General features: G+C 57.5%; 20 protein-coding genes. 12 read left to right on the forward strand and 8 right to left on the reverse strand.

What is annotated here, in order from left to right:
* Window position 1: 1 nt before the first annotated feature.
* The gene (locus IM273_RS03975) at window positions 2–730 is read right to left on the reverse strand and encodes a phosphatase PAP2 family protein (RefSeq protein ID WP_193050360.1); all 729 of its coding nucleotides are present in this window, start codon (window positions 728–730) and stop codon (window positions 2–4) included.
* 168 nt (window positions 731–898) lie between these two features.
* On the opposite strand from IM273_RS03975, the gene IM273_RS03980 reads away from it, so the two are divergent.
* Window positions 899–2,131 carry an MFS transporter gene (locus tag IM273_RS03980; protein ID WP_048960865.1) on the forward strand — a complete coding sequence of 411 codons (1,233 nt, stop codon included), beginning with the start codon at window positions 899–901 and terminating at the stop codon, window positions 2,129–2,131.
* Between the two features lie 67 nt (window positions 2,132–2,198).
* Here IM273_RS03980 and IM273_RS03985 read toward each other — a convergent pair whose 3' ends face one another.
* Window positions 2,199–3,011, reverse strand: a complete 813-nt coding sequence (locus IM273_RS03985) for a Cof-type HAD-IIB family hydrolase (RefSeq protein WP_059355492.1) — start codon at window positions 3,009–3,011, stop codon at window positions 2,199–2,201.
* Complete coding sequence (locus tag IM273_RS03990) at window positions 3,001–4,215, reverse strand: MFS transporter (RefSeq protein ID WP_059358009.1); 1,215 nt, start codon at window positions 4,213–4,215, stop codon at window positions 3,001–3,003. The genes IM273_RS03985 and IM273_RS03990 overlap by 11 nt, the downstream gene beginning before the upstream one ends.
* Window positions 4,216–4,296: 81 nt before the next feature.
* Here IM273_RS03990 and IM273_RS03995 point away from each other — a divergent pair, with 81 nt between their 5' ends.
* Window positions 4,297–4,848: a TetR/AcrR family transcriptional regulator gene (locus IM273_RS03995; RefSeq protein ID WP_193050361.1), complete on the forward strand. Its 552-nt coding sequence runs from the start codon at window positions 4,297–4,299 to the stop codon at window positions 4,846–4,848.
* A 21-nt stretch (window positions 4,849–4,869) separates the two neighbouring features.
* On the opposite strand, the gene arsC is transcribed toward IM273_RS03995, so the two are convergent.
* The 4 genes from arsC to IM273_RS04015 form a co-directional block, all read right to left on the reverse strand.
* Window positions 4,870–5,301: a glutaredoxin-dependent arsenate reductase gene (gene arsC, locus IM273_RS04000; RefSeq protein ID WP_193050362.1), complete on the reverse strand. Its 432-nt coding sequence runs from the start codon at window positions 5,299–5,301 to the stop codon at window positions 4,870–4,872.
* A gap of 12 nt (window positions 5,302–5,313) precedes the next feature.
* Window positions 5,314–6,603 carry an arsenic transporter gene (locus tag IM273_RS04005; protein ID WP_193050363.1) on the reverse strand — a complete coding sequence of 430 codons (1,290 nt, stop codon included), beginning with the start codon at window positions 6,601–6,603 and terminating at the stop codon, window positions 5,314–5,316.
* A 40-nt stretch (window positions 6,604–6,643) separates the two neighbouring features.
* Window positions 6,644–6,964: a metalloregulator ArsR/SmtB family transcription factor gene (locus tag IM273_RS04010; protein WP_193050364.1), complete on the reverse strand. Its 321-nt coding sequence runs from the start codon at window positions 6,962–6,964 to the stop codon at window positions 6,644–6,646.
* Window positions 6,965–7,217: 253 nt separating this feature from the next.
* Window positions 7,218–8,903 (reverse strand): aspartate:alanine antiporter, encoded by a 1,686-nt coding sequence (locus tag IM273_RS04015; RefSeq protein WP_014169303.1) that lies wholly within the window; start codon window positions 8,901–8,903, stop codon window positions 7,218–7,220.
* Window positions 8,904–9,182: 279 nt separating this feature from the next.
* Between IM273_RS04015 and IM273_RS04020 the strand changes: the two genes are divergently transcribed.
* The gene (locus IM273_RS04020) at window positions 9,183–9,551 is read left to right on the forward strand and encodes an inner membrane protein YbjM (protein WP_080339193.1); all 369 of its coding nucleotides are present in this window, start codon (window positions 9,183–9,185) and stop codon (window positions 9,549–9,551) included.
* Between the two features lie 30 nt (window positions 9,552–9,581).
* Here the strand turns inward: IM273_RS04020 and IM273_RS04025 are convergent, their stop codons facing one another.
* Entirely contained in the window at window positions 9,582–9,851 is a 270-nt protein-coding gene (locus IM273_RS04025) for a GrxA family glutaredoxin (RefSeq protein WP_028012502.1), read from the reverse strand.
* A 185-nt stretch (window positions 9,852–10,036) separates the two neighbouring features.
* On the opposite strand from IM273_RS04025, the gene nfsA reads away from it, so the two are divergent.
* From nfsA to rlmC, 9 genes are all read left to right on the forward strand, one after another.
* Window positions 10,037–10,759: a nitroreductase NfsA gene (gene nfsA / locus IM273_RS04030; protein ID WP_028012503.1), complete on the forward strand. Its 723-nt coding sequence runs from the start codon at window positions 10,037–10,039 to the stop codon at window positions 10,757–10,759.
* Between the two features lie 69 nt (window positions 10,760–10,828).
* Window positions 10,829–11,731, forward strand: coding sequence for a 30S ribosomal protein S6--L-glutamate ligase (gene rimK / locus IM273_RS04035; protein ID WP_028012504.1), 903 nt, complete (start codon window positions 10,829–10,831; stop codon window positions 11,729–11,731).
* 63 nt (window positions 11,732–11,794) lie between these two features.
* Window positions 11,795–12,271, forward strand: a complete 477-nt coding sequence (locus tag IM273_RS04040; protein ID WP_003858385.1) for a YbjN domain-containing protein — start codon at window positions 11,795–11,797, stop codon at window positions 12,269–12,271.
* Window positions 12,272–12,621: 350 nt separating this feature from the next.
* Complete coding sequence (gene potF, locus IM273_RS04045; protein ID WP_193050366.1) at window positions 12,622–13,734, forward strand: spermidine/putrescine ABC transporter substrate-binding protein PotF; 1,113 nt, start codon at window positions 12,622–12,624, stop codon at window positions 13,732–13,734.
* Between the two features lie 98 nt (window positions 13,735–13,832).
* On the forward strand, window positions 13,833–14,966 hold the full coding sequence (gene potG / locus IM273_RS04050) for a putrescine ABC transporter ATP-binding subunit PotG (RefSeq protein ID WP_045630953.1): 1,134 nt from the start codon (window positions 13,833–13,835) through the stop codon (window positions 14,964–14,966).
* A 9-nt stretch (window positions 14,967–14,975) separates the two neighbouring features.
* Window positions 14,976–15,929, forward strand: coding sequence for a putrescine ABC transporter permease PotH (potH, locus tag IM273_RS04055; protein ID WP_041910674.1), 954 nt, complete (start codon window positions 14,976–14,978; stop codon window positions 15,927–15,929).
* On the forward strand, window positions 15,926–16,771 hold the full coding sequence (gene potI / locus IM273_RS04060) for a putrescine ABC transporter permease PotI (RefSeq protein ID WP_028012508.1): 846 nt from the start codon (window positions 15,926–15,928) through the stop codon (window positions 16,769–16,771). Before potH ends, potI begins: the two co-directional genes overlap by 4 nt.
* A 65-nt stretch (window positions 16,772–16,836) precedes the next feature.
* Window positions 16,837–17,310: a YbjO family protein gene (locus IM273_RS04065; protein WP_028012509.1), complete on the forward strand. Its 474-nt coding sequence runs from the start codon at window positions 16,837–16,839 to the stop codon at window positions 17,308–17,310.
* Window positions 17,311–17,350: 40 nt separating this feature from the next.
* A complete protein-coding gene (rlmC, locus tag IM273_RS04070) occupies window positions 17,351–18,478 on the forward strand; it encodes a 23S rRNA (uracil(747)-C(5))-methyltransferase RlmC (RefSeq protein WP_193050367.1) in 1,128 nt (375 codons plus the stop codon).
* Window positions 18,479–18,491 lie beyond the last annotated feature (13 nt).

An 18,491-nucleotide genomic window follows, 5' to 3' on the forward strand; every position in this document is an offset into this window, starting at 1 on the left:
ATCACTCTTTTGCAAACCGGGTGGAAACCAGCCCGTAGACCGCCACCTGGGAAAACCAGACCCACCACCCGGCCCACAGGTTGTGAGAGAAAAAATGTGCCCCGCGCATCACCTGGCCGAAGCCCATCGCCAGACCCAGAACCGCGCCAAGGACCACAAAGCTCCAGGCGAGACGCGGACGCTCGCGCCAGAAGGCAAAAAACAGCCCCATCACCATAAAGCCGCTGGAAGAATGGCCACCCGGGAAGCAGCGGCCCGGGCCACTGTCTGCCGGAATGGCGCTGAACAGGGGGTAAGACACGGCCTTACCGCCATATTCCACCAGATCCCACGGGCAGCTGTGTTGGCTGATGCTTTTCAGCACGCCGACCACCAGCGCGCCAAGCCCCATCAGCAGCGCGGCTGTGACAAGCCTTGCGTTACGTTTGTAAGCGCCGTAAAGCAGCGCCACGGCGCCTAAGGCAATCGCAATGTACTTAGCCAGACGATGGTTCAGCAGATCCAGCAGGTGGTCTTTCTGCAGCGGGAAAGTCTGTGTCGCCGCGTCATACCAAAAACCGGTGATCCATCTGTCGAGCGCTTCATCGCGCGATAGCCACGTAAACACCACGGCAAGCGCTACTAGCACCAAAAGCTGATAACCATAAAAGCGGGACGGTAAGCGGTAAAGCTGTTTTGTCTTATTAGTCTGTAAGTTAGACAATTCTGAACGGCTGGAAGTGAGTGCCATAATTAGGGATCATTGACGAGTAATCGCGCTATCATAAATCTGTCAACTTAAGGAAACCTTAAACGAAGACGATATGTGCTTTATTTCTGTTTCTCCTCGATAAATCACTATCTCGGATTACGGCATTTCATTAAACTCGTCGCGATTTTGTCATTATAAAGAGATTGCATGTTAAACCGTTCTTCTTCTGGTTCACGTCTGGGTCGTCAGGCGTTGCTTTTCCCTCTGTGTCTGGTGCTCTACGAATTCTCTACCTATATCGGCAACGATATGATCCAGCCCGGTATGCTGGCCGTTGTGGAGCAGTACAACGCGGGAATCGAGTGGGTGCCGACCTCCATGACCGCCTATCTGGCTGGCGGCATGTTTTTGCAGTGGCTGTTAGGCCCGCTGTCGGATCGTATTGGCCGCCGTCCGGTGATGCTGACGGGCGTGGTGTGGTTTATCGTTACCTGCCTCGCCACGCTGCTGGCGCAAAACATTGAACAATTTACCCTGTTGCGTTTCCTGCAGGGGGTGAGCCTGTGCTTTATCGGTGCCGTGGGGTATGCCGCCATCCAGGAGTCGTTTGAGGAGGCGGTGTGTATCAAAATTACCGCGCTGATGGCGAACGTGGCGCTGATCGCCCCCTTACTCGGGCCGCTGGTGGGAGCCGCGTGGGTGCACGTTGCGCCGTGGGAAGGGATGTTTGTGCTCTTTGCTGTTCTCGCCGCCATCGCGTTCTTCGGCCTGCACCGCGCGATGCCGGAAACGGCTACCCGTCTGGGCGAAAAACTCTCGCTGAAAGAGCTGGGCCGGGATTACAAAGCAGTGTTGCAAAATGGCCGCTTTGTGGCGGGGGCGCTGGCGACCGGATTCGTTAGCCTGCCTCTGCTGGCGTGGATCGCGCAGTCACCGGTTATTATCATCAGCGGCGAAAAGCTCAGCAGCTACGAGTACGGCCTGCTGCAGGTGCCGATCTTTGGCGCGTTGATTATCGGTAACCTGGTGCTGGCCCGTCTGACGTCTCGCCGCACCGTGCGTTCACTGATTATCATGGGCGGCTGGCCGATTGCGGCAGGGCTGATTCTGGCTGCGGTAGCGACCGTCGCGTCATCCCACGCCTACCTGTGGATGACGGCGGGGCTGAGCATTTATGCCTTCGGAATTGGCGTGGCGAACGCTGGCCTGGTGCGCCTGACCCTGTTTGCGAGCGAGATGAGTAAAGGTACGGTCTCTGCGGCGATGGGCATGCTGCAGATGCTGATTTTTACCGTCGGTATCGAGGTGAGCAAGCACGCCTACGCGCTGGGCGGCAACGGGTTGTTCAGCCTGTTTAACCTCGCCAACGGCGTGCTGTGGGTTGGCCTGATGGTGGTGTTCCTGAAGGACAAACGCGTCGGAAACGCCCTGCAACCATAATTTTTTTTCCCTCTCCCCTTTTGGGGAGAGGGCCAGGTGAAGGGCGAGGCCGCCAGACCGCACGCGGTCAATTAAACGGTGCCTCCCCGTTTAACACCTTCTCAATTACGTTTAAAACGCCTTCCTCGTTATTATGCGGTGCTTCAAAGCGCGCCTCCGCTTTAATATGCGGTTTGGCATTTGCCATCGCAAAGCTGAACCCGGACTGACGCAGCATCTCCACGTCGTTGCCGCTATCACCAAAGGCCACCACTTCGCTGTCCTCGATGCCCCAGCGCGTTTGCAGGATCCGCAGGCCGTTGGCTTTATGCACGCCGGGGATAATCAGGTCAATGCTGCCGTGACCGGTGGTGACGGGCACCATAATGTCACTCAGCTTTTCATGCAGCAGCGCCTGGATGCGCGGAATTTCGTCATCGGAAACGTTGAGCCCGAACTTGAAGAAGATGTCGTTCAGGCTGTTGAAATCCTGCACCCTTTCGAGGCGGTGATAATATTTTGACGCGATATCAATGAAGGCATCGTCATAGGCCTTAAGCGTGTAGGCGCTGCCTTTCCCGCAGGCGATAATCTCAATGCCGGGGACGTCGTTTAAGACGGTGGCCACGGTGCTGAAATGCGCTTTTGTCAGCTCGCCGTTGAACACATCTTCCCCTGCATCGACCACCCAGCCGCCGTTTTCGGCAACAAAGGCAATTTCATGCGCAATCTCCGGGAAGAAGGAGATCAGCTGGTAATACTGGTTGCCGCTGGCGACCACAAAGCGAATGCCTTGCTCCTTCATGCGCGCATACTGCGCCAGAAAGCGCGGGCGGTTATAGGTCTTGGCATCACTCAGGAATGTGCCATCCATGTCGACGGCGATCAGTTTAACGCTCATATCCCTTCTCCATTGACGTTTGTTCCGTTTCCGGCTTTGCCACCGCGCGCGCCACCAGCGCCGCGATGATAACCAACCCTAACACCACCAGCATGGCGCTGCGCAGCCCGTAGTGCTCACCGAGGAAACCGAGCAGCGGCGGCCCGACCAGGAAGGCGAGGTAGCCCGTGGTCGCCACCACGCTGACGCGGGTCGGGGCATCCGGGCCGGTGTCGCTGGCGGCCGAAATAGTCAGCGGGAAGCCGAGCGACGCGCCCAGACCCCAGAGGATCACCGAGACCCCGGCAATCCAGTCCACGTCCACAAAGACGATCATCGCGATACCCAGGCCGCCGAGCAGGGCGCTGGCGCGCACTACCGCCACGCGGCTGTAGCGGTCGATAAACCAGCCGCCGGTGAAGCGCCCGACGGTCATCCCCAGCGTAAACCCGGCGTAAATCAGCGAGCCGGAGGTCGGACTAAAGCCGTGGCCGTCCACCATCAGCAGCGGCAGCCAGTCGTTGGCAGAACCTTCCGCGAAGGCCATCGCCAGCACCACCACGCCGATGAGCATCAGCTGGAAATCGCGGTAGAAGGGCAGCCCTTTTTCCGTCGAATGCTGTTCTTCAGCGGAATTCTTGCCGGTACCGTTCGGGATCGCCCGAATGCCGGTCAGGATCGGAATGATGCATACCAGCGCCGCCAGCAGGATATGCAGATTCGCGCTCATGCCAAAGGCCGTCAGCGCCATCCCGACGCCCGCGCCGGCGAGCGTGCCGAGACTGTAAAAGCCGTGCATCATGGGCAGCACGGTTTTGTTCATCTCGCGCTCGACCGCCGCCCCTTCAACGTTAATCGCAACCTCTGCCGAGCCGAAGCTGCCGCCAAATACCGTCAGCCCCAGGGCAAACAGCACCGGCGAGGCAAACCACAGCGCCACGCTCAGCACTACCATCCCGAACACCGCGAAGCACATGGTGGTGCGGATCACCGCCCGCGTGCCAAAGCGCTTCACCAGCCACGCGGAGCAGAGGATGCCGCTCATTGAGCCTATCGACAGGCCGAACAGCACGATGCCCATTTCCGCGGTAGAAACGGACAAAATGTCGCGTATGGCGGGGGTGCGCGTGGCCCAGGAGGCCATCAGCAGACCGGGAATGAAGAAGAACATAAACAGCGCCCACATGCGGAGCTGCAGGGCTTTGCGGGGAGAGGTCAGCGTCATTGGGGTGGCACCAGAAGTACAACAGTAGCGACAACACTAGCAACTTTGTGTACATTTGTACACAAACCAGGTGAGGGATTTATGAACAGACCACCGAACGATCCGCATCGACGTGAAAAAATTCTCCAGGCGACGCTCGACACCATTGCTGAACACGGTATTCACGCCGTCACGCATCGTAAAATCGCCACCTGCGCGGGCGTGCCGCTGGGGTCAATGACCTACTATTTCGACGGCATGGAGCCGCTGCTGGAGGAGGCCTTTACGTGGTTTACCCGCCAGATGTCGCAGCAGTACCGGGATTTCTTCGCGGGCGTCACCGGGCCGGAAATGGCGTGTGAATCCATCACCACCCTGATCCACAGCTCGCAGGTGACCACGCCGCACAACATGGCGCTGATGTATCAGCTTTACGCCTTTATGCACCGCAGCGCGGCGCTCAAAACGGTGATGCAGGACTGGATGAAAATGAGCCAGACCACGCTGGAGCAGTGGTTCGACCCGGTCACCACCCGCGCGCTGGATGCCTTCATCGAAGGGATGACGCTGCACTATGTGACTGACCGAGAGCCATTAAGCCGGGAGGAAATTCGGGCGATGGTGGGGAGAATTGCGGGCGAGGGGAACCCTTAGGCATCACTCGCCCTGCCTGTTTTACCTGGGTTCGATTTTTTTCCCGCTGGCGTCCACGACGGCTTCGCCATCCTCTTTCGTAAACGCTCCTTTCTGCGCGTCCGGCAGAATGTCGAGGACAACTTCAGACGGGCGGCACAAACGCGTGCCCAGCGGCGTGACCACAATCGGACGGTTAATCAGGATCGGGTGTTGCAGCATAAACTCGATAAGCTGGTCGTCGCTGAAGATATCTTCAGCAAGGCCGAGCTGTTCATAGGGCTCCACGTTTTTGCGCAGCAGATCCCGCACCGAAATCCCCATGTCGGCAATCAGGGTGGTCAGCTTATCGCGCGACGGCGGGGTTTCCAGATAGAGGATAATCTCCGGCTCCGTGCCGCTGTTGCGGATCATCTCCAGCGTATTGCGCGAGGTGCCGCAGGCTGGGTTGTGGTAGATGGTGATGTGGCTCATATCAGTGGCTCATTACAGTGTGAAGGAGAGACGTAGCGCCAGCGCGGCGAGCGTCACAAACAGGACCGGCAGCGTCATGATGATGCCCGTCCGGAAATAGTAGCCCCAGGTAATCGTCATGTTTTTCTGCGCCAGCACGTGGAGCCAGAGCAGGGTGGCGAGGCTGCCGATAGGCGTGATTTTTGGCCCCAGATCGCAGCCAATCACGTTGGCGTAAATCATCGCGTCCTTAATCAATCCCGTCGCCGTACTGCCCTCAATGGAGAGCGCGCCAATCAGCACCGTGGGCATATTGTTCATTATGGATGACAGGAACGCGGTGATGAATCCGGTTCCCAGCGTGGTGGCCCACAGTCCGTGTCCGGCCAGGCTATTCAGCACGCCAGTAAGATAATCCGTCAGCCCGGCATTGCGCATGCCATACACCACCAGATACATCCCGAGCGAGAAAATAACAATTTGCCAGGGTGCGCCGCGCAGCACTTTTCCGGTGTTTATTGCATGTCCCCGTTTTGCGACAGCGAATAAAATCAGCGCGCCGACGGTGGCGATGGCGCTGACCGGAATGCCGAGAGGTTCAAGCACAAAGAAGCCAACGAGCAGAAGCAGCAGCACGATCCAGCCCGTTCTGAACGTCGGGAGATCGTGAATGGCCCGCGCGGGCTCCTGAAGTTTCGCCAGGTCATGTTCCGGGGGAATCTCCTTGCGGAAGAAAAGATGCAGCATTACCAGCGTTGCGACAATCGCGGCGATATCAACGGGGATCATCACCGAGGCGTATTCGCTGAACCCCAGCTTAAAGAAGTCTGCCGACACGATGTTGACCAGGTTGGAGACAATCAGCGGCAGGCTGGCGGTATCGGCGATAAAACCTGCCGCCATCACAAACGCCAGCGTGGCCTGCTTGCTGAACCCCAGCGCCAGCAGCATGGCGATGACGATAGGCGTCAGGATCAGCGCCGCGCCGTCATTGGCAAACAGCGCCGCCACGGCCGCACCCAGCAGCACGATATAAGTAAACAGCAATCGCCCGCGACCGTTTCCCCAGCGGGCAACGTGCAGCGCCGCCCACTCGAAAAAGCCGGACTCATCCAGCAGCAGGCTGATGATGATGACGGCGATAAACGTTGCCGTGGCGTTCCAGACGATATTCCAGACCACAGGTATATCGTTAATGTGAATTACCCCGCTGGCCAGCGCCAGCACGGCGCCAATGGTCGCGCTCCAGCCGATACTGAGCCCTTTGGGCTGCCAGATGACCAGTACCAGCGTAAACAGAAAAATTGCCCCTGCCAGAAACATTGCTTACTCCGTTATATCTGATTTAATGAATATGTTTTGATTAGCATGAGCCCGGGAGTCGGTTTTTCAGCTTCATGCGCGTCTCTTCCCGCAGGCAGTTCCAGCTGGTGTCGATAACGGCTGCCGCCCATGCCGGCATGTTGGGAGAGAGACGGTAATGGACCCATTTGCCCTCGCGACGATCGATAACCAGCCCGGCCTCGCGCAGCAAGGCCATATGGCGGGAGACTTTCGGCTGAGATTCGGCGGTGGCGGCGCAGAGATCGCAGACGCACAGTTCGCCCGCTTCACGGAGTAGCATGACGATGGCGAGTCGCGTTTCGTCGGAGAGGATTTTGAAGAGGTGGAGCGGGTGGAGCATGGGTGTTCCTGAGGGTAGATTAAATCATATTCGTTTAATCATATGTGTTTTGGTGGGAAGAGAAAAGGTCAGATTACAGAAAGGGGAATTTCAGGCAACAAAAAACCCATCAACCTTGAACCAAAACGGCGGGGTTGATGGGCTCCACAAATTGGGGACATCAAAGAAAAGCAGTGGCACTAGTTATGACTGCCCCCTGCTAAAAAAGTTCTGCGCGTTACAAAAATTTTTTCATTACGCGCAAACTTAGGAGTTATCCGAGTCCCGGCCAGATGATGATAATCAGCGTACCCGCCAGCGTCAGCAGTACGTTCGCGATAGCATAGGTGCCTGCATACCCCAGCGCCGGGATGTTGCTGCGCGCGGTATCGCTGATGATTTCCATCGCCGGGGCACAGGTACGCGCCCCCATCATTGCCCCGAACAGCAGGGCGCGGTTCATACGCAGCACGTAGGCGCCGAACAGGAAGCAGATCACCACCGGCACCAGGCTGACGATAAGTCCGGAAACCAGCATCTGCCAGCCGACGGCGCCCAGGCTGTGGCCGATGCCGCTGCCCGCGCTCAGGCCAACGCCCGCCATAAACACCATCAGACCGAACTCTTTCACCATGTTCAGCGCGCCCTGCGGAATGTAGCCGAAGGTCGGATGGTTGGCTCGCAGGAAGCCCAGCATGATCCCGGCGAACAGCAGACCGGCGGCGTTACCGATGCCGAAGCTAAAGTTGCTGAACTGGAAGGTGATCATCCCGATCATCAGGCCAACAATGAAGAAGGCGCAGAAGGCCAGCAGGTCGGTGACCTGGCTGTGAATGGAGATAAAGCCGATGCGGTCGGCAACGGTTTTTACGCGTCGCGCGTCGCCGCTGACCTGTAGCACGTCGCCTTTGTTGAGCACGACGTTGTCGTCGATGGGCATTTCAATCTGGCTGCGGATCACCCGGTTGAGGAAGCAGCCGTGGTCGGTCAGCTTCAGCTGCGCCAGACGGCGGCCCACGGCGTTATGGTTTTTCACCACGATCTCTTCGGTGACGATACGCATGTCGAGCAGGTCGCGGTCGAACACCTCTTTGCCGTTACGGAAGCTCGGGTCGAGACGGGCGTGCGCGTCCGGGTAACCCACCAGCGCGATGTCGTCGCCCATCTGCAGCACCGCGTCGCCGTCCGGGTTCGCCAGAATGCCGTTGCGGCGGATACGTTCGATGTAGCAGCCCGTCTGGCGGTAAATCCCCAGTTCGCGAAGATTTTTGCCGTCTGCCCATGCCACCAGCTCCGGTCCGACGCGGTAGGCGCGGATAACCGGGAGATAGACTTTACGTTTGGAATCGGTATCCAGGCCGCGCTCGCGGGCGATTTGCTGGGCGCTGGTCTGCAGATCCTGGTGCTGCAGTTTTGGCAGGTAGCGCGCGCCAACGATCAGGCTCACCAGACCAATCAGATAGGTCAGGGCGTAGCCCAGGCTCAGATGGTCGAGGGCGGTAGAGAGCTGCGCGCCCGCCATGCCGGAATGGCGCAGGGTATCACCGGCGCCCACGAGCACGGGGGTTGACGTCATAGAGCCGGCCAGCATACCGGCCGTAAGCCCGATATCCCAGCCAAACAGTTTGCCCAGTCCTAACGCGATCAGCAGCGCGCTGCCGACCATCACCAGCGCCAGCATCAGATAATTTTTGCCGTCGCGGAAGAAAATTGAAAAAAAGTTAGGTCCCGCTTCTACGCCAACGCAAAAAATAAACAGCATAAAACCTAAGTTCAGCGCGTCCGTGTTAATGCTGAAGTGCTGCTGGCCTAATAATAAGGAGACGACTAAAACGCCAATGGAATTACCGAGTTGAACCGAACCCAGGCGCAATTTACCCAGGCAAAGACCCAGCGCCAGTACCACAAATAATAACAGGATGTAATTCCCATTTAACAAGTCTGCGACGTTTATATTCACGGAGGCTAACTTCTTGTTTACCAGTAAGTTGTTGAATGAAAGGACTTTTTGGGCTACTGTTTTCTGGATCAGGGAAAAGCGCTAACGCTCCCTGTTTCCTGCTTTATTCCCTAAAACATTAGCTGGCGTGTAGTTTAATCGCATTAGCTACTGACAGCTACTGATTATCGCATCACCCTGTGCGTACTTTGGCATGGATTGCCGCACTGCTTTATCTGACTGGGCGTCTACCCGACGAATGTGTATTTGATAGAGATAAGTCAGGAGGATAGTTTGAATATGAAACGAAACTGGGCGGGGGTGATCAGCTGTTTTTTGCTGTTCACGGTCGTGTGCATGTCGCTCGCATTTAATGTAAAGGGCGCGTTCAGGGCGTCCGGGCATCCTGAGCTGGGGTTGCTCTTCTTCACGTTGCCGGGGGCTGCCGCCAGTTTTCTCTCCCGTCAAGGGGAGGTGGTGAAACCGCTGCTCGGCGCCATGCTCGCTGCACCGCTGTGTCTGCTGATGATGCGCCTGATGTATATTTCAACGCGGAGTTTCTGGCAGGAGCTGGCGTGGTTGCTGAGCGGCGTATTCTGGTGCGCGCTTGGCGCGCTGTGCTATCTGTTTGTGCGCAGCCTGGTTCAGCACCGACGGCACCGCAAATAAAAACGCCCTCAGGGTGAGGGCGTCTCTTCATTACTGCTCGGCAAACAGGCCCAGATGCTCTTTAGCGTAGGCCTCAAAGTCGGTGCAACCGCCGATGTGTTTCTGATCGAGGAAGATCTGCGGCACGGTTTCAACCGGCTTACCGACGGTTTTTTCCAGGTCGGCTTTGGTGATGCCTTCCGCGTGGATGTCCACATAGCGGAAGTTGAAGTCATCGCGCTCTTCGGTCAGTTTCTCAGCCAGCTCTTTCGCGCGCACACAGTAAGGGCACCCTGGACGACCAAAAATTACTGCAAACATTTCTCTCTCCTCAAAAAACAAGCCTGACGGCGAATGACACGTATAGTGCCCCATAACCCGCCGTCATTAAAGAAGGTTTCGCCTGTCGTTATAATACCTATGAGCTATGTTTCGCCAATTACACCGCGCACATCATTGCCTATACTGGCTGCCATACGTATTAAGCAAGACTAAAGAGAGACAAGATGACGCCAACCATAGACCTGCTCCAGTCCCACCGCTCCATTCGCCACTTTACCGATGAGCCGATTACCGAGGCGCAGCGTAATGCGATTATCGACAGCGCAAGAGCCACCTCCAGCTCCAGCTTTTTGCAGTGCAGCTCGATTATCCGTATTACTGATAAGGCCATGCGTGAACAGCTGGTGACGCTCACCGGCGGGCAGAAGCATGTGGCTCAGGCAGCCGAGTTCTGGGTGTTCTGCGCCGACTTTAACCGCCACCTGCAGATCTGCCCTGAGGCCGAGCTGGGGCTGGCCGAACAGCTGCTGCTGGGCGTGGTGGATACCGCGCTGATGGCGCAAAACGCCTTTACGGCCGCGGAATCGCTGGGGTTAGGCGGTGTCTATATCGGCGGGCTGCGTAACAACATTCAAAGCGTGACCGACCTGCTGAAGCTGCCAAAACACGTGCTGCCGCTGTTTGGCCTGTGCCTCGGCTGGCCGGCGGACAACCCGGATCTCAAGCCGCGCATTCCTGCCGCGATGCTGGTGCATGAAAACCATTACCAGCCGGTCGATCAGGATGTCCTGAATCAATACGATGAAGAGCTGGCGAACTACTACATGACGCGCGGCAGCAATAACCGTCGCGACACCTGGACGGACCATATTCGCCGCACCATCATCAAAGAAAACCGCCCGTTTATTCTTGAGTATCTGCACAAGCAGGGCTGGGCAACGCGATAGTCCATTCCTCCTGCGCCTGCCTGCGTATATGATATGCAGGCTTTTTCCATGTCTTCAGAGAGGTGCAGGGTGAAAATTGCCATATTGTCCCGGGACGGAACGCTCTATTCATGTAAGCGCCTGCGAGAAGCGGCGGCGAAACGCGGGCATCAGGTTGAGATCCTCGACCCGATGTCCTGCTATATGAATATCGACCCCGCCGCCTCGTCGATTCACTACAAAGGCCGCAAGCTGCCGCACTTTGACGCGGTCATCCCCCGCATCGGCTCCCAGATTACCTACTACGGCACCGCCGCGCTGCGCCAGTTCGAGATGCTGGGCAGCTATCCGCTCAACGAATCCGTCGCCATTTCCCGCGCCCGCGACAAGCTGCGCTCCCTGCAGCTGCTCGCCCGACAGGGGATCGATCTCCCCGTCACGGGCATTGCTCATTCACCGGACGACACCAGCGATCTCATCGACATGGTGGGCGGCGCGCCTCTAGTGATCAAGCTGGTGGAAGGCACGCAGGGCATTGGCGTGGTGTTAGCGGAAACACGTCAGGCGGCGGAGAGCGTGATCGACGCCTTTCGCGGGCTGAATGCGCACATTCTGGTGCAGGAGTACATTGAAGAGGCGAAAGGGCGCGACATTCGCTGTTTCGTGGTGGGGAACGAGGTCGTGGCGGCCATCGAGCGCCAGGCCAAAGAGGGCGACTTCCGCTCTAACCTTCACCGCGGCGGCGTTGCGCGGGTAGCCGATATTAGCGAACGCGAACGGGAAATAGCCGTGAAAGCGGCGCAAACCCTGGGGCTGGACGTAGCGGGCGTGGACCTTCTTCGGGCGACGCGCGGGCCGCTGGTGATGGAGGTGAACGCCTCCCCGGGGCTGGAAGGTGTGGAAAAAACCACAGGGGTCGATATTGCAGGTAAAATGATCTCATGGATCGAGCGTCATGCCACGCCGGGTTACTGTCTGAAAACGGGCGGTTAAATGGATTACCGGGCGCTTTTTGAGTACCCTATGCGAAGTTTTTACTAAAGAGGCTGCACAGCGATGGATTTACAGGTCGTACCTACACTGGATACGTTACGTCAATGGCTTGATGATGCCGGGATCACCTTCTTCGAATGTGATTCCTGCCAGGCGCTGCATCTGCCTCATATGCAGAATTTCGATGGCATTTTCGATGCCAAAATCGATCTGATTAACGACGTGATCCTTTTTTCCGCGCTGGCCGAAGTGAAGCCTTCTGCGCTGCTGGCGCTGGCCTCCGATCTCTCGGCTATCAACGCCAGTTCGTTGACGGTGAAAGCATTTCTCGATATACAGGACGATAATCTGCCAAAACTGGTCGTTTGCCAGTCTTTATTCTCCGGGGCAGGGCTGTCGTTCAAGCAGTTCGCCTGGTTTATGCGCCTGAGCGAAGAGCAAATTTCCATGGTTATGATGGAAGCCAATGCACATCATCTGCTGTATAGCGCGGAAGACGATGCTGAGAATAATGATGCATCTCCCAATTTTCTTCACTAAGCCTGTCTGACTTTTGCGCAGTCGCTGCCATAGCGGCTGCAGAAGGCCATTTTTTCTGCTGCCTTTAACCTTTCTTTAAAGAATTTTTCACCTCCCTCAAGGCCATTTCGGCTTATCACGTAGACTTAACCTGCATAAAAAATTGATAAAAGGCGTTTTTTCGTCTGGGCTATAGCCGGAGACACGGGCTACAGTTATTCTTGCGATGCTTAAAAAAGCGAGCGGATCCTGCCGGGTAAAGAGGTTTCTTTTTATTTTGAGCAGAGCGACAAACTATGCATGATTTTTGCATATATCCAGATTGCACAGTTTAGTTCGTTTGTTAACGAGCTTTCAGAAGGAATAACACTATGATCGCCTTGAATAAAAAATGGTTATCGGGTCTGGTTGCGGGTGCTCTGATGGCCGTCTCTGCCGGCACGCTCGCTGCGGAACAAAAAACGCTGCACGTATACAACTGGTCTGACTATATTGCGCCGGACACGGTCGCTAATTTTGAAAAAGAGACCGGCATTAAAGTGGTCTATGACGTTTTCGATTCCAACGAAGTGCTGGAAGGAAAGCTGATGGCAGGCAGCACCGGTTTTGACCTGGTCGTACCTTCCGCAAGCTTCCTGGAACGTCAGCTGACGGCGGGCGTCTTCCAGCCGCTGGACAAGAGCAAGTTATCGAACTGGAAAAACCTCGATCCGGAAGTGCTGAAGCTGGTGGCGAAGCACGACCCGGACAACAAATACGCCATGCCTTACCTGTGGGCGACCACCGGTATCGGCTATAACGTGGATAAAGTCAAAGCCGCGCTGGGCCCGGACGTTAAGCTGGACAGCTGGGACGTGGTGCTGAAGCCGGAAAACCTTGAGAAGCTGAAAAGCTGCGGCGTCTCCTTCCTCGATGCGCCGGAAGAGATTTTCGCCACCGTGCTGAACTACCTGGGCAAAGACCCGAACAGCAATAAAGCCAATGATTACACCGGCCCGGCGACCGATCTGCTGCTGAAGCTGCGTCCAAACATTCGCTACTTCCACTCGTCCCAGTACATCAACGACCTGGCGAACGGCGACATCTGCGTGGCGATCGGCTGGGCAGGGGACGTGTGGCAGGCGGCGAACCGCGCGAAAGAGGCGAAAAACGGCGTGAATGTGTCCTACTTCATTCCGAAGGAGGGGGCGCTGGCCTTCTTTGACGTCTTCGCCATGCCGGCTGATGCGAAAAACAAAGAGGAAGCCTACCAGTTCCTGAATTACCTGATGCGTCCTGAGGTGATCGCCCACATCAGCGACCACGTTTACTACGCCAACGGTAACAAGGCCTCCGTGCCGCTGGTGAGCGAAGAAATCCGCAATAACCCGGCTATCTATCCGCCAGCGGATGTGTTCGCCAAGCTCTTCACCCTGAAAGTTCAGGATCCAAAAATTGACCGCGTGCGTACCCGCGCGTGGACCAAGGTGAAAAGCGGTAAATAACCCTTTGTCACAGGCCGGGCGAGCGAAGCGCCCCCGGCAACAGGCGCACCGTTCTGGTGCGTCTGCACCATGATTTGATCTCTACCGGAGAACACCCCGTGAATGACGCGATCCCCCGCCCGCAGGCGAAAGTCCGTAAAGCGCTGACCCCGCTTCTTGAAATTCGTAACCTCACCAAATCTTTCGATGGCCAGCATGCCGTGGACGACGTCAGCCTGACTATCTATAAAGGCGAAATATTCGCGCTATTGGGCGCATCGGGCTGCGGTAAATCGACCCTGCTGCGTATGCTGGCCGGTTTTGAACAGCCCACCGCCGGGCAAATCATGCTCGATGGTGTGGATCTCTCCAGCGTGCCGCCGTATCAGCGCCCGATTAATATGATGTTCCAGTCCTACGCGCTGTTTCCGCACATGACGGTGGAGCAAAACATCGCCTTTGGCCTGAAGCAGGACAAGCTGCCGAAAGCCGAAATCACCGCGCGCGTGGCCGAAATGCTGAGCCTGGTGCATATGCAGGAGTTCGCGAAGCGTAAGCCGCACCAGCTTTCCGGCGGTCAGCGTCAGCGCGTGGCGCTGGCGAGAAGCCTGGCGAAACGCCCGAAACTGCTGCTGCTCGACGAGCCGATGGGCGCTCTGGACAAAAAGCTGCGCGACCGTATGCAGCTCGAAGTGGTCGATATCCTCGAGCGCGTGGGGGTGACCTGCGTGATGGTCACCCATGACCAGGAAGAGGCCATGACCATGGCCGGGCGTATCGCGATCATGAACCGCGGGAAGTTCGTGCAGATTGGCGAGCCGGAAGAGATTTACGAGCATCCGACCACCCGCTACAGCGCGGAGTTCATCGGTTCGGTCAACGTTTTTGAAGGGCTGCTGAAGGATCGTCAGGAGGATGGTCTGGTCATCGAATCGCCGGGGCTGCAGCATCCGCTTAAGGTCGATCCTGACAGCTCGGTGGTGGATAACGTGCCGGTCTACGTGGCGCTGCGCCCGGAGAAGATCATGCTCTGTGACGATCCGCCTGCCGATGGCTATAACTTTGCCGTCGGGGAAGTGGTGCACATTGCCTATCTGGGCGATCTCTCCATTTACCACGTGCGCCTGAAAAGCGGACAGATGCTCAGCGCGCAGCTACAGAACGAACATCGCTACCGCAAGGGGCAGCCGACCTGGGGCGACGAAGTGCGCCTGTGCTGGGACGCGGACAGTTGCGTCGTGCTGACGGTATAAGGAGCGATCATGAGCACACTTGAACCTCCAGCCCGCGTCAAAAAACCGGGCGGCTTTGCCCACTGGCTGACGCGCCTTAAGATGAACCACGGGCGCAAGCTGGTAATCGCCATGCCTTACGTGTGGCTGATCCTGCTGTTCCTGCTGCCGTTCCTGATCGTCTTTAAGATCAGCCTGGCGGAGATGGCGCGGGCGATCCCGCCGTATACCGATCTGTGGGAGTGGGCCGACGGGCAGCTGACGCTGACGCTGAATCTGGGCAACTTCCTCCAGCTCACCGAGGATCCGCTCTATTTCGAAGCCTATCTGCAGTCTCTGCAGGTGGCGGCGATCTCGACGCTCTGCTGTCTGGTGATGGGCTACCCGCTGGCGTGGGCCGTGGCGCACAGCAAGCCGTCAACGCGCAACATCCTGCTGCTGCTGGTGATCCTGCCGTCGTGGACATCGTTTCTGATACGCGTTTACGCGTGGATGGGGATCCTGAAAAACAACGGGGTGCTGAATAATTTTCTGATGTGGCTTGGGGTTATCGATCAGCCGCTGACCATCCTGCACACCAACCTTGCGGTCTATATCGGCATTGTGTATGCCTATCTGCCGTTTATGGTGTTGCCGATTTACACCGCCCTGACGCGGATTGACTACTCGCTGGTGGAAGCCTCGCTCGATCTCGGCGCGCGTCCGCTGAAGACCTTCTTCAGCGTGATTGTCCCGCTGACCAAAGGCGGAATCATTGCCGGGTCGATGCTGGTGTTTATTCCGGCGGTCGGGGAGTTTGTGATCCCGGAACTGCTCGGCGGGCCGGACAGCATCATGATTGGCCGCGTGCTGTGGCAGGAGTTCTTCAATAACCGCGACTGGCCGGTGGCGTCGGCGGTGGCGATTATCATGCTCCTGCTGCTGATCGTCCCGATCATGTGGTTCCATAAGCATCAGCAGAAACAGATGGGAGATCGCGGATGAACAACTTACCGGTAGTACGCTCCCCGTGGCGCATTCTGATCCTCGTTATCGGCTTCACCTTCCTGTATGCGCCGATGCTGATGCTGGTGATCTACTCGTTCAACAGTTCCAAACTGGTGACGGTCTGGGCGGGCTGGTCGACGCGCTGGTACAGCGAGCTGTTCCACGACGACGCAATGATGAGCGCGGTGGGGCTGAGCCTGACCATTGCCGCGCTGGCGGCCACGATGGCCTGCGTTCTGGGCACCATCGCCGCGCTGGTGATGGTGCGCTTCGGGCGTTTTCGCGGCTCAAACGGTTTCGCCTTTATGATCACTGCCCCGCTGGTGATGCCGGACGTCATTACCGGCCTGTCGCTGCTGCTGCTGTTCGTGGCCCTGGCGCACGCCATCGGCTGGCCGGCGGATCGCGGCATGCTTACCATCTGGCTGGCGCACGTCACCTTCTGTACCGCGTATGTGGCGGTGGTGATCTCCTCGCGCCTGCGCGAGCTGGACCGCTCCATTGAAGAGGCGGCGATGGATCTCGGCGCCACGCCGCTAAAGGTCTTTTTCATCATTACCCTGCCGATGATTATGCCGGCGGTGATCTCCGGCTGGCTGCTGGCGTTCACGCTCTCCCTCGACGATCTGGTTATCGCCAGCTTTGTCTCAGGGCCGGGCGCGACGACGCTGCCGATGCTGGTCTTCTCCAGCGTGCGCATGGGGGTGAACCCGGAGATCAATGCTCTGGCCTCTATCATCCTCGGCGTGGTCGGAATTGTCGGATTTATCGCCTGGTATTTGATGGCGCGCGCGGAAAAACAGCGCGTGCGCGATATCCAGCGTGCAAGACGCGGCTGAAGGATTTAAAATTTCCGGTGATGTGCCGCGCATGACGCGGCACTGTTTTTCAGGGAAGTAAAACATTGGGATTAGTAAAAAAATCACGTATTACGCACGCCCGTCCTAACGTTCCTGCGCTGGTTCAGGTGGCGGCGCTCGCCATTATTATGATCCGCTGCCTGGACGTGCTGATGATTTTGAATACGCTGGGCGTGCGCGGCATCGGGGAATTCATTCACCGCAGCGTGCAGACGTGGAATCTGACGCTGGTCTTTTTAAGCAGCCTGGTGCTGGTGTTTATCGAGATCTACTGCGCGTTTTCGCTGGTCAAAGGGCGAAACTGGGCGCGCTGGGTCTATCTGCTCACGCAGGTGACCGCCGCCAGCTATCTGTGGGCCGCCTCGCTGGGCTATGGCTATCCTGAGCTGTTCAGCATTCCGGGCGAGTCGCGACGTGAGATTTTCCATGCGCTGGTCATGCAAAAACTGCCGGATATGCTGGTGCTCTGCCTGCTTTTCGTTCCGGCGTCCAGTCGGCGGTTCTTCCGACTGCAATAATGTGTATAATCGCAGCCCTCGTTTTCCTTAAGGTTTTCATATGCAGTGCGCACTCTATGACGCCGGACGCTGCCGCTCCTGTCAGTGGATAGAACAGCCGGTCTCTCAACAACTCACCGCCAAAATGGCCGACCTGCAACAGCTGCTGGCAGCGCACGCGGTGGGCGAGTGGTGCGCACCCGTCAGCGGCCCGGAGCAGGGCTTTCGTAACAAAGCCAAAATGGTGGTCAGCGGAAGCGTTGAAAAACCGCTGCTGGGGATGCTGCACCGCGACGGCACGCCGGAAGACTTAACCGACTGCCCGCTCTATCCCGCCTCGTTTGAGCCGGTCTTTGCCGCACTGAAACCGTTTATCGCTCGCGCGGGGTTAACGCCTTACAACGTTGCCCGCAGGCGCGGCGAACTGAAGTACCTTCTCCTGACGGAAAGCCAGATCGACGGCGGCATGATGCTGCGCTTCGTGCTGCGCTCGGAAGCCAAGCTGGAGCAGCTGCGCGCGGCGCTGCCGTGGCTGCAGGAACAGCTTCCTCAGTTAAAGGTGATTACCGCAAACATTCAGCCGGTGCATATGGCGATCATGGAAGGGGAGAAAGAGGTTTTCTTCACCAACCAGCACGCGCTGGCGGAGAGCTTCAACGGCGTGCCGCTGTGGATCCGCCCGCAAAGCTTCTTCCAGACCAACCCGACCGTGGCAAGCAGCCTGTACGCCACCGCCCGCGACTGGGTGCGCGCGTTAAACATCCATCATATGTGGGACCTGTTCTGCGGCGTGGGCGGTTTTGGCCTGCACTGCGCCACGCCTGAGATGCAGCTCACCGGCATTGAGATCTCCTCCGAAGCGATTGCCTGCGCAAAGCAGTCCGCCGCTGAGCTGGGGTTAACCAATCTGCACTTCCAGGCGCTGGACTCCACGCAGTTCGCGACCGGTCAGGGCAACGTGCCGGAGCTGGTGCTGGTTAATCCGCCGCGTCGTGGGATTGGCAAATCCCTGTGCGACTACCTGAGCCAGATGGCGCCGGAATACATCGTCTATTCAAGCTGTAACGCACAGACCATGGCGAAAGACATCGCTCAACTGCCGGGCTATCGCATTGCACGCGTGCAGCTTTTCGATATGTTCCCGCATACCGCGCATTATGAAGTCCTGACGTTGCTCGTGAAATCTTAAACAAAATGTGAAC

This window comes from Enterobacter cloacae complex sp. P13B (assembly GCF_014895915.1).
Lineage (GTDB): Bacteria > Pseudomonadota > Gammaproteobacteria > Enterobacterales > Enterobacteriaceae > Enterobacter > Enterobacter bugandensis.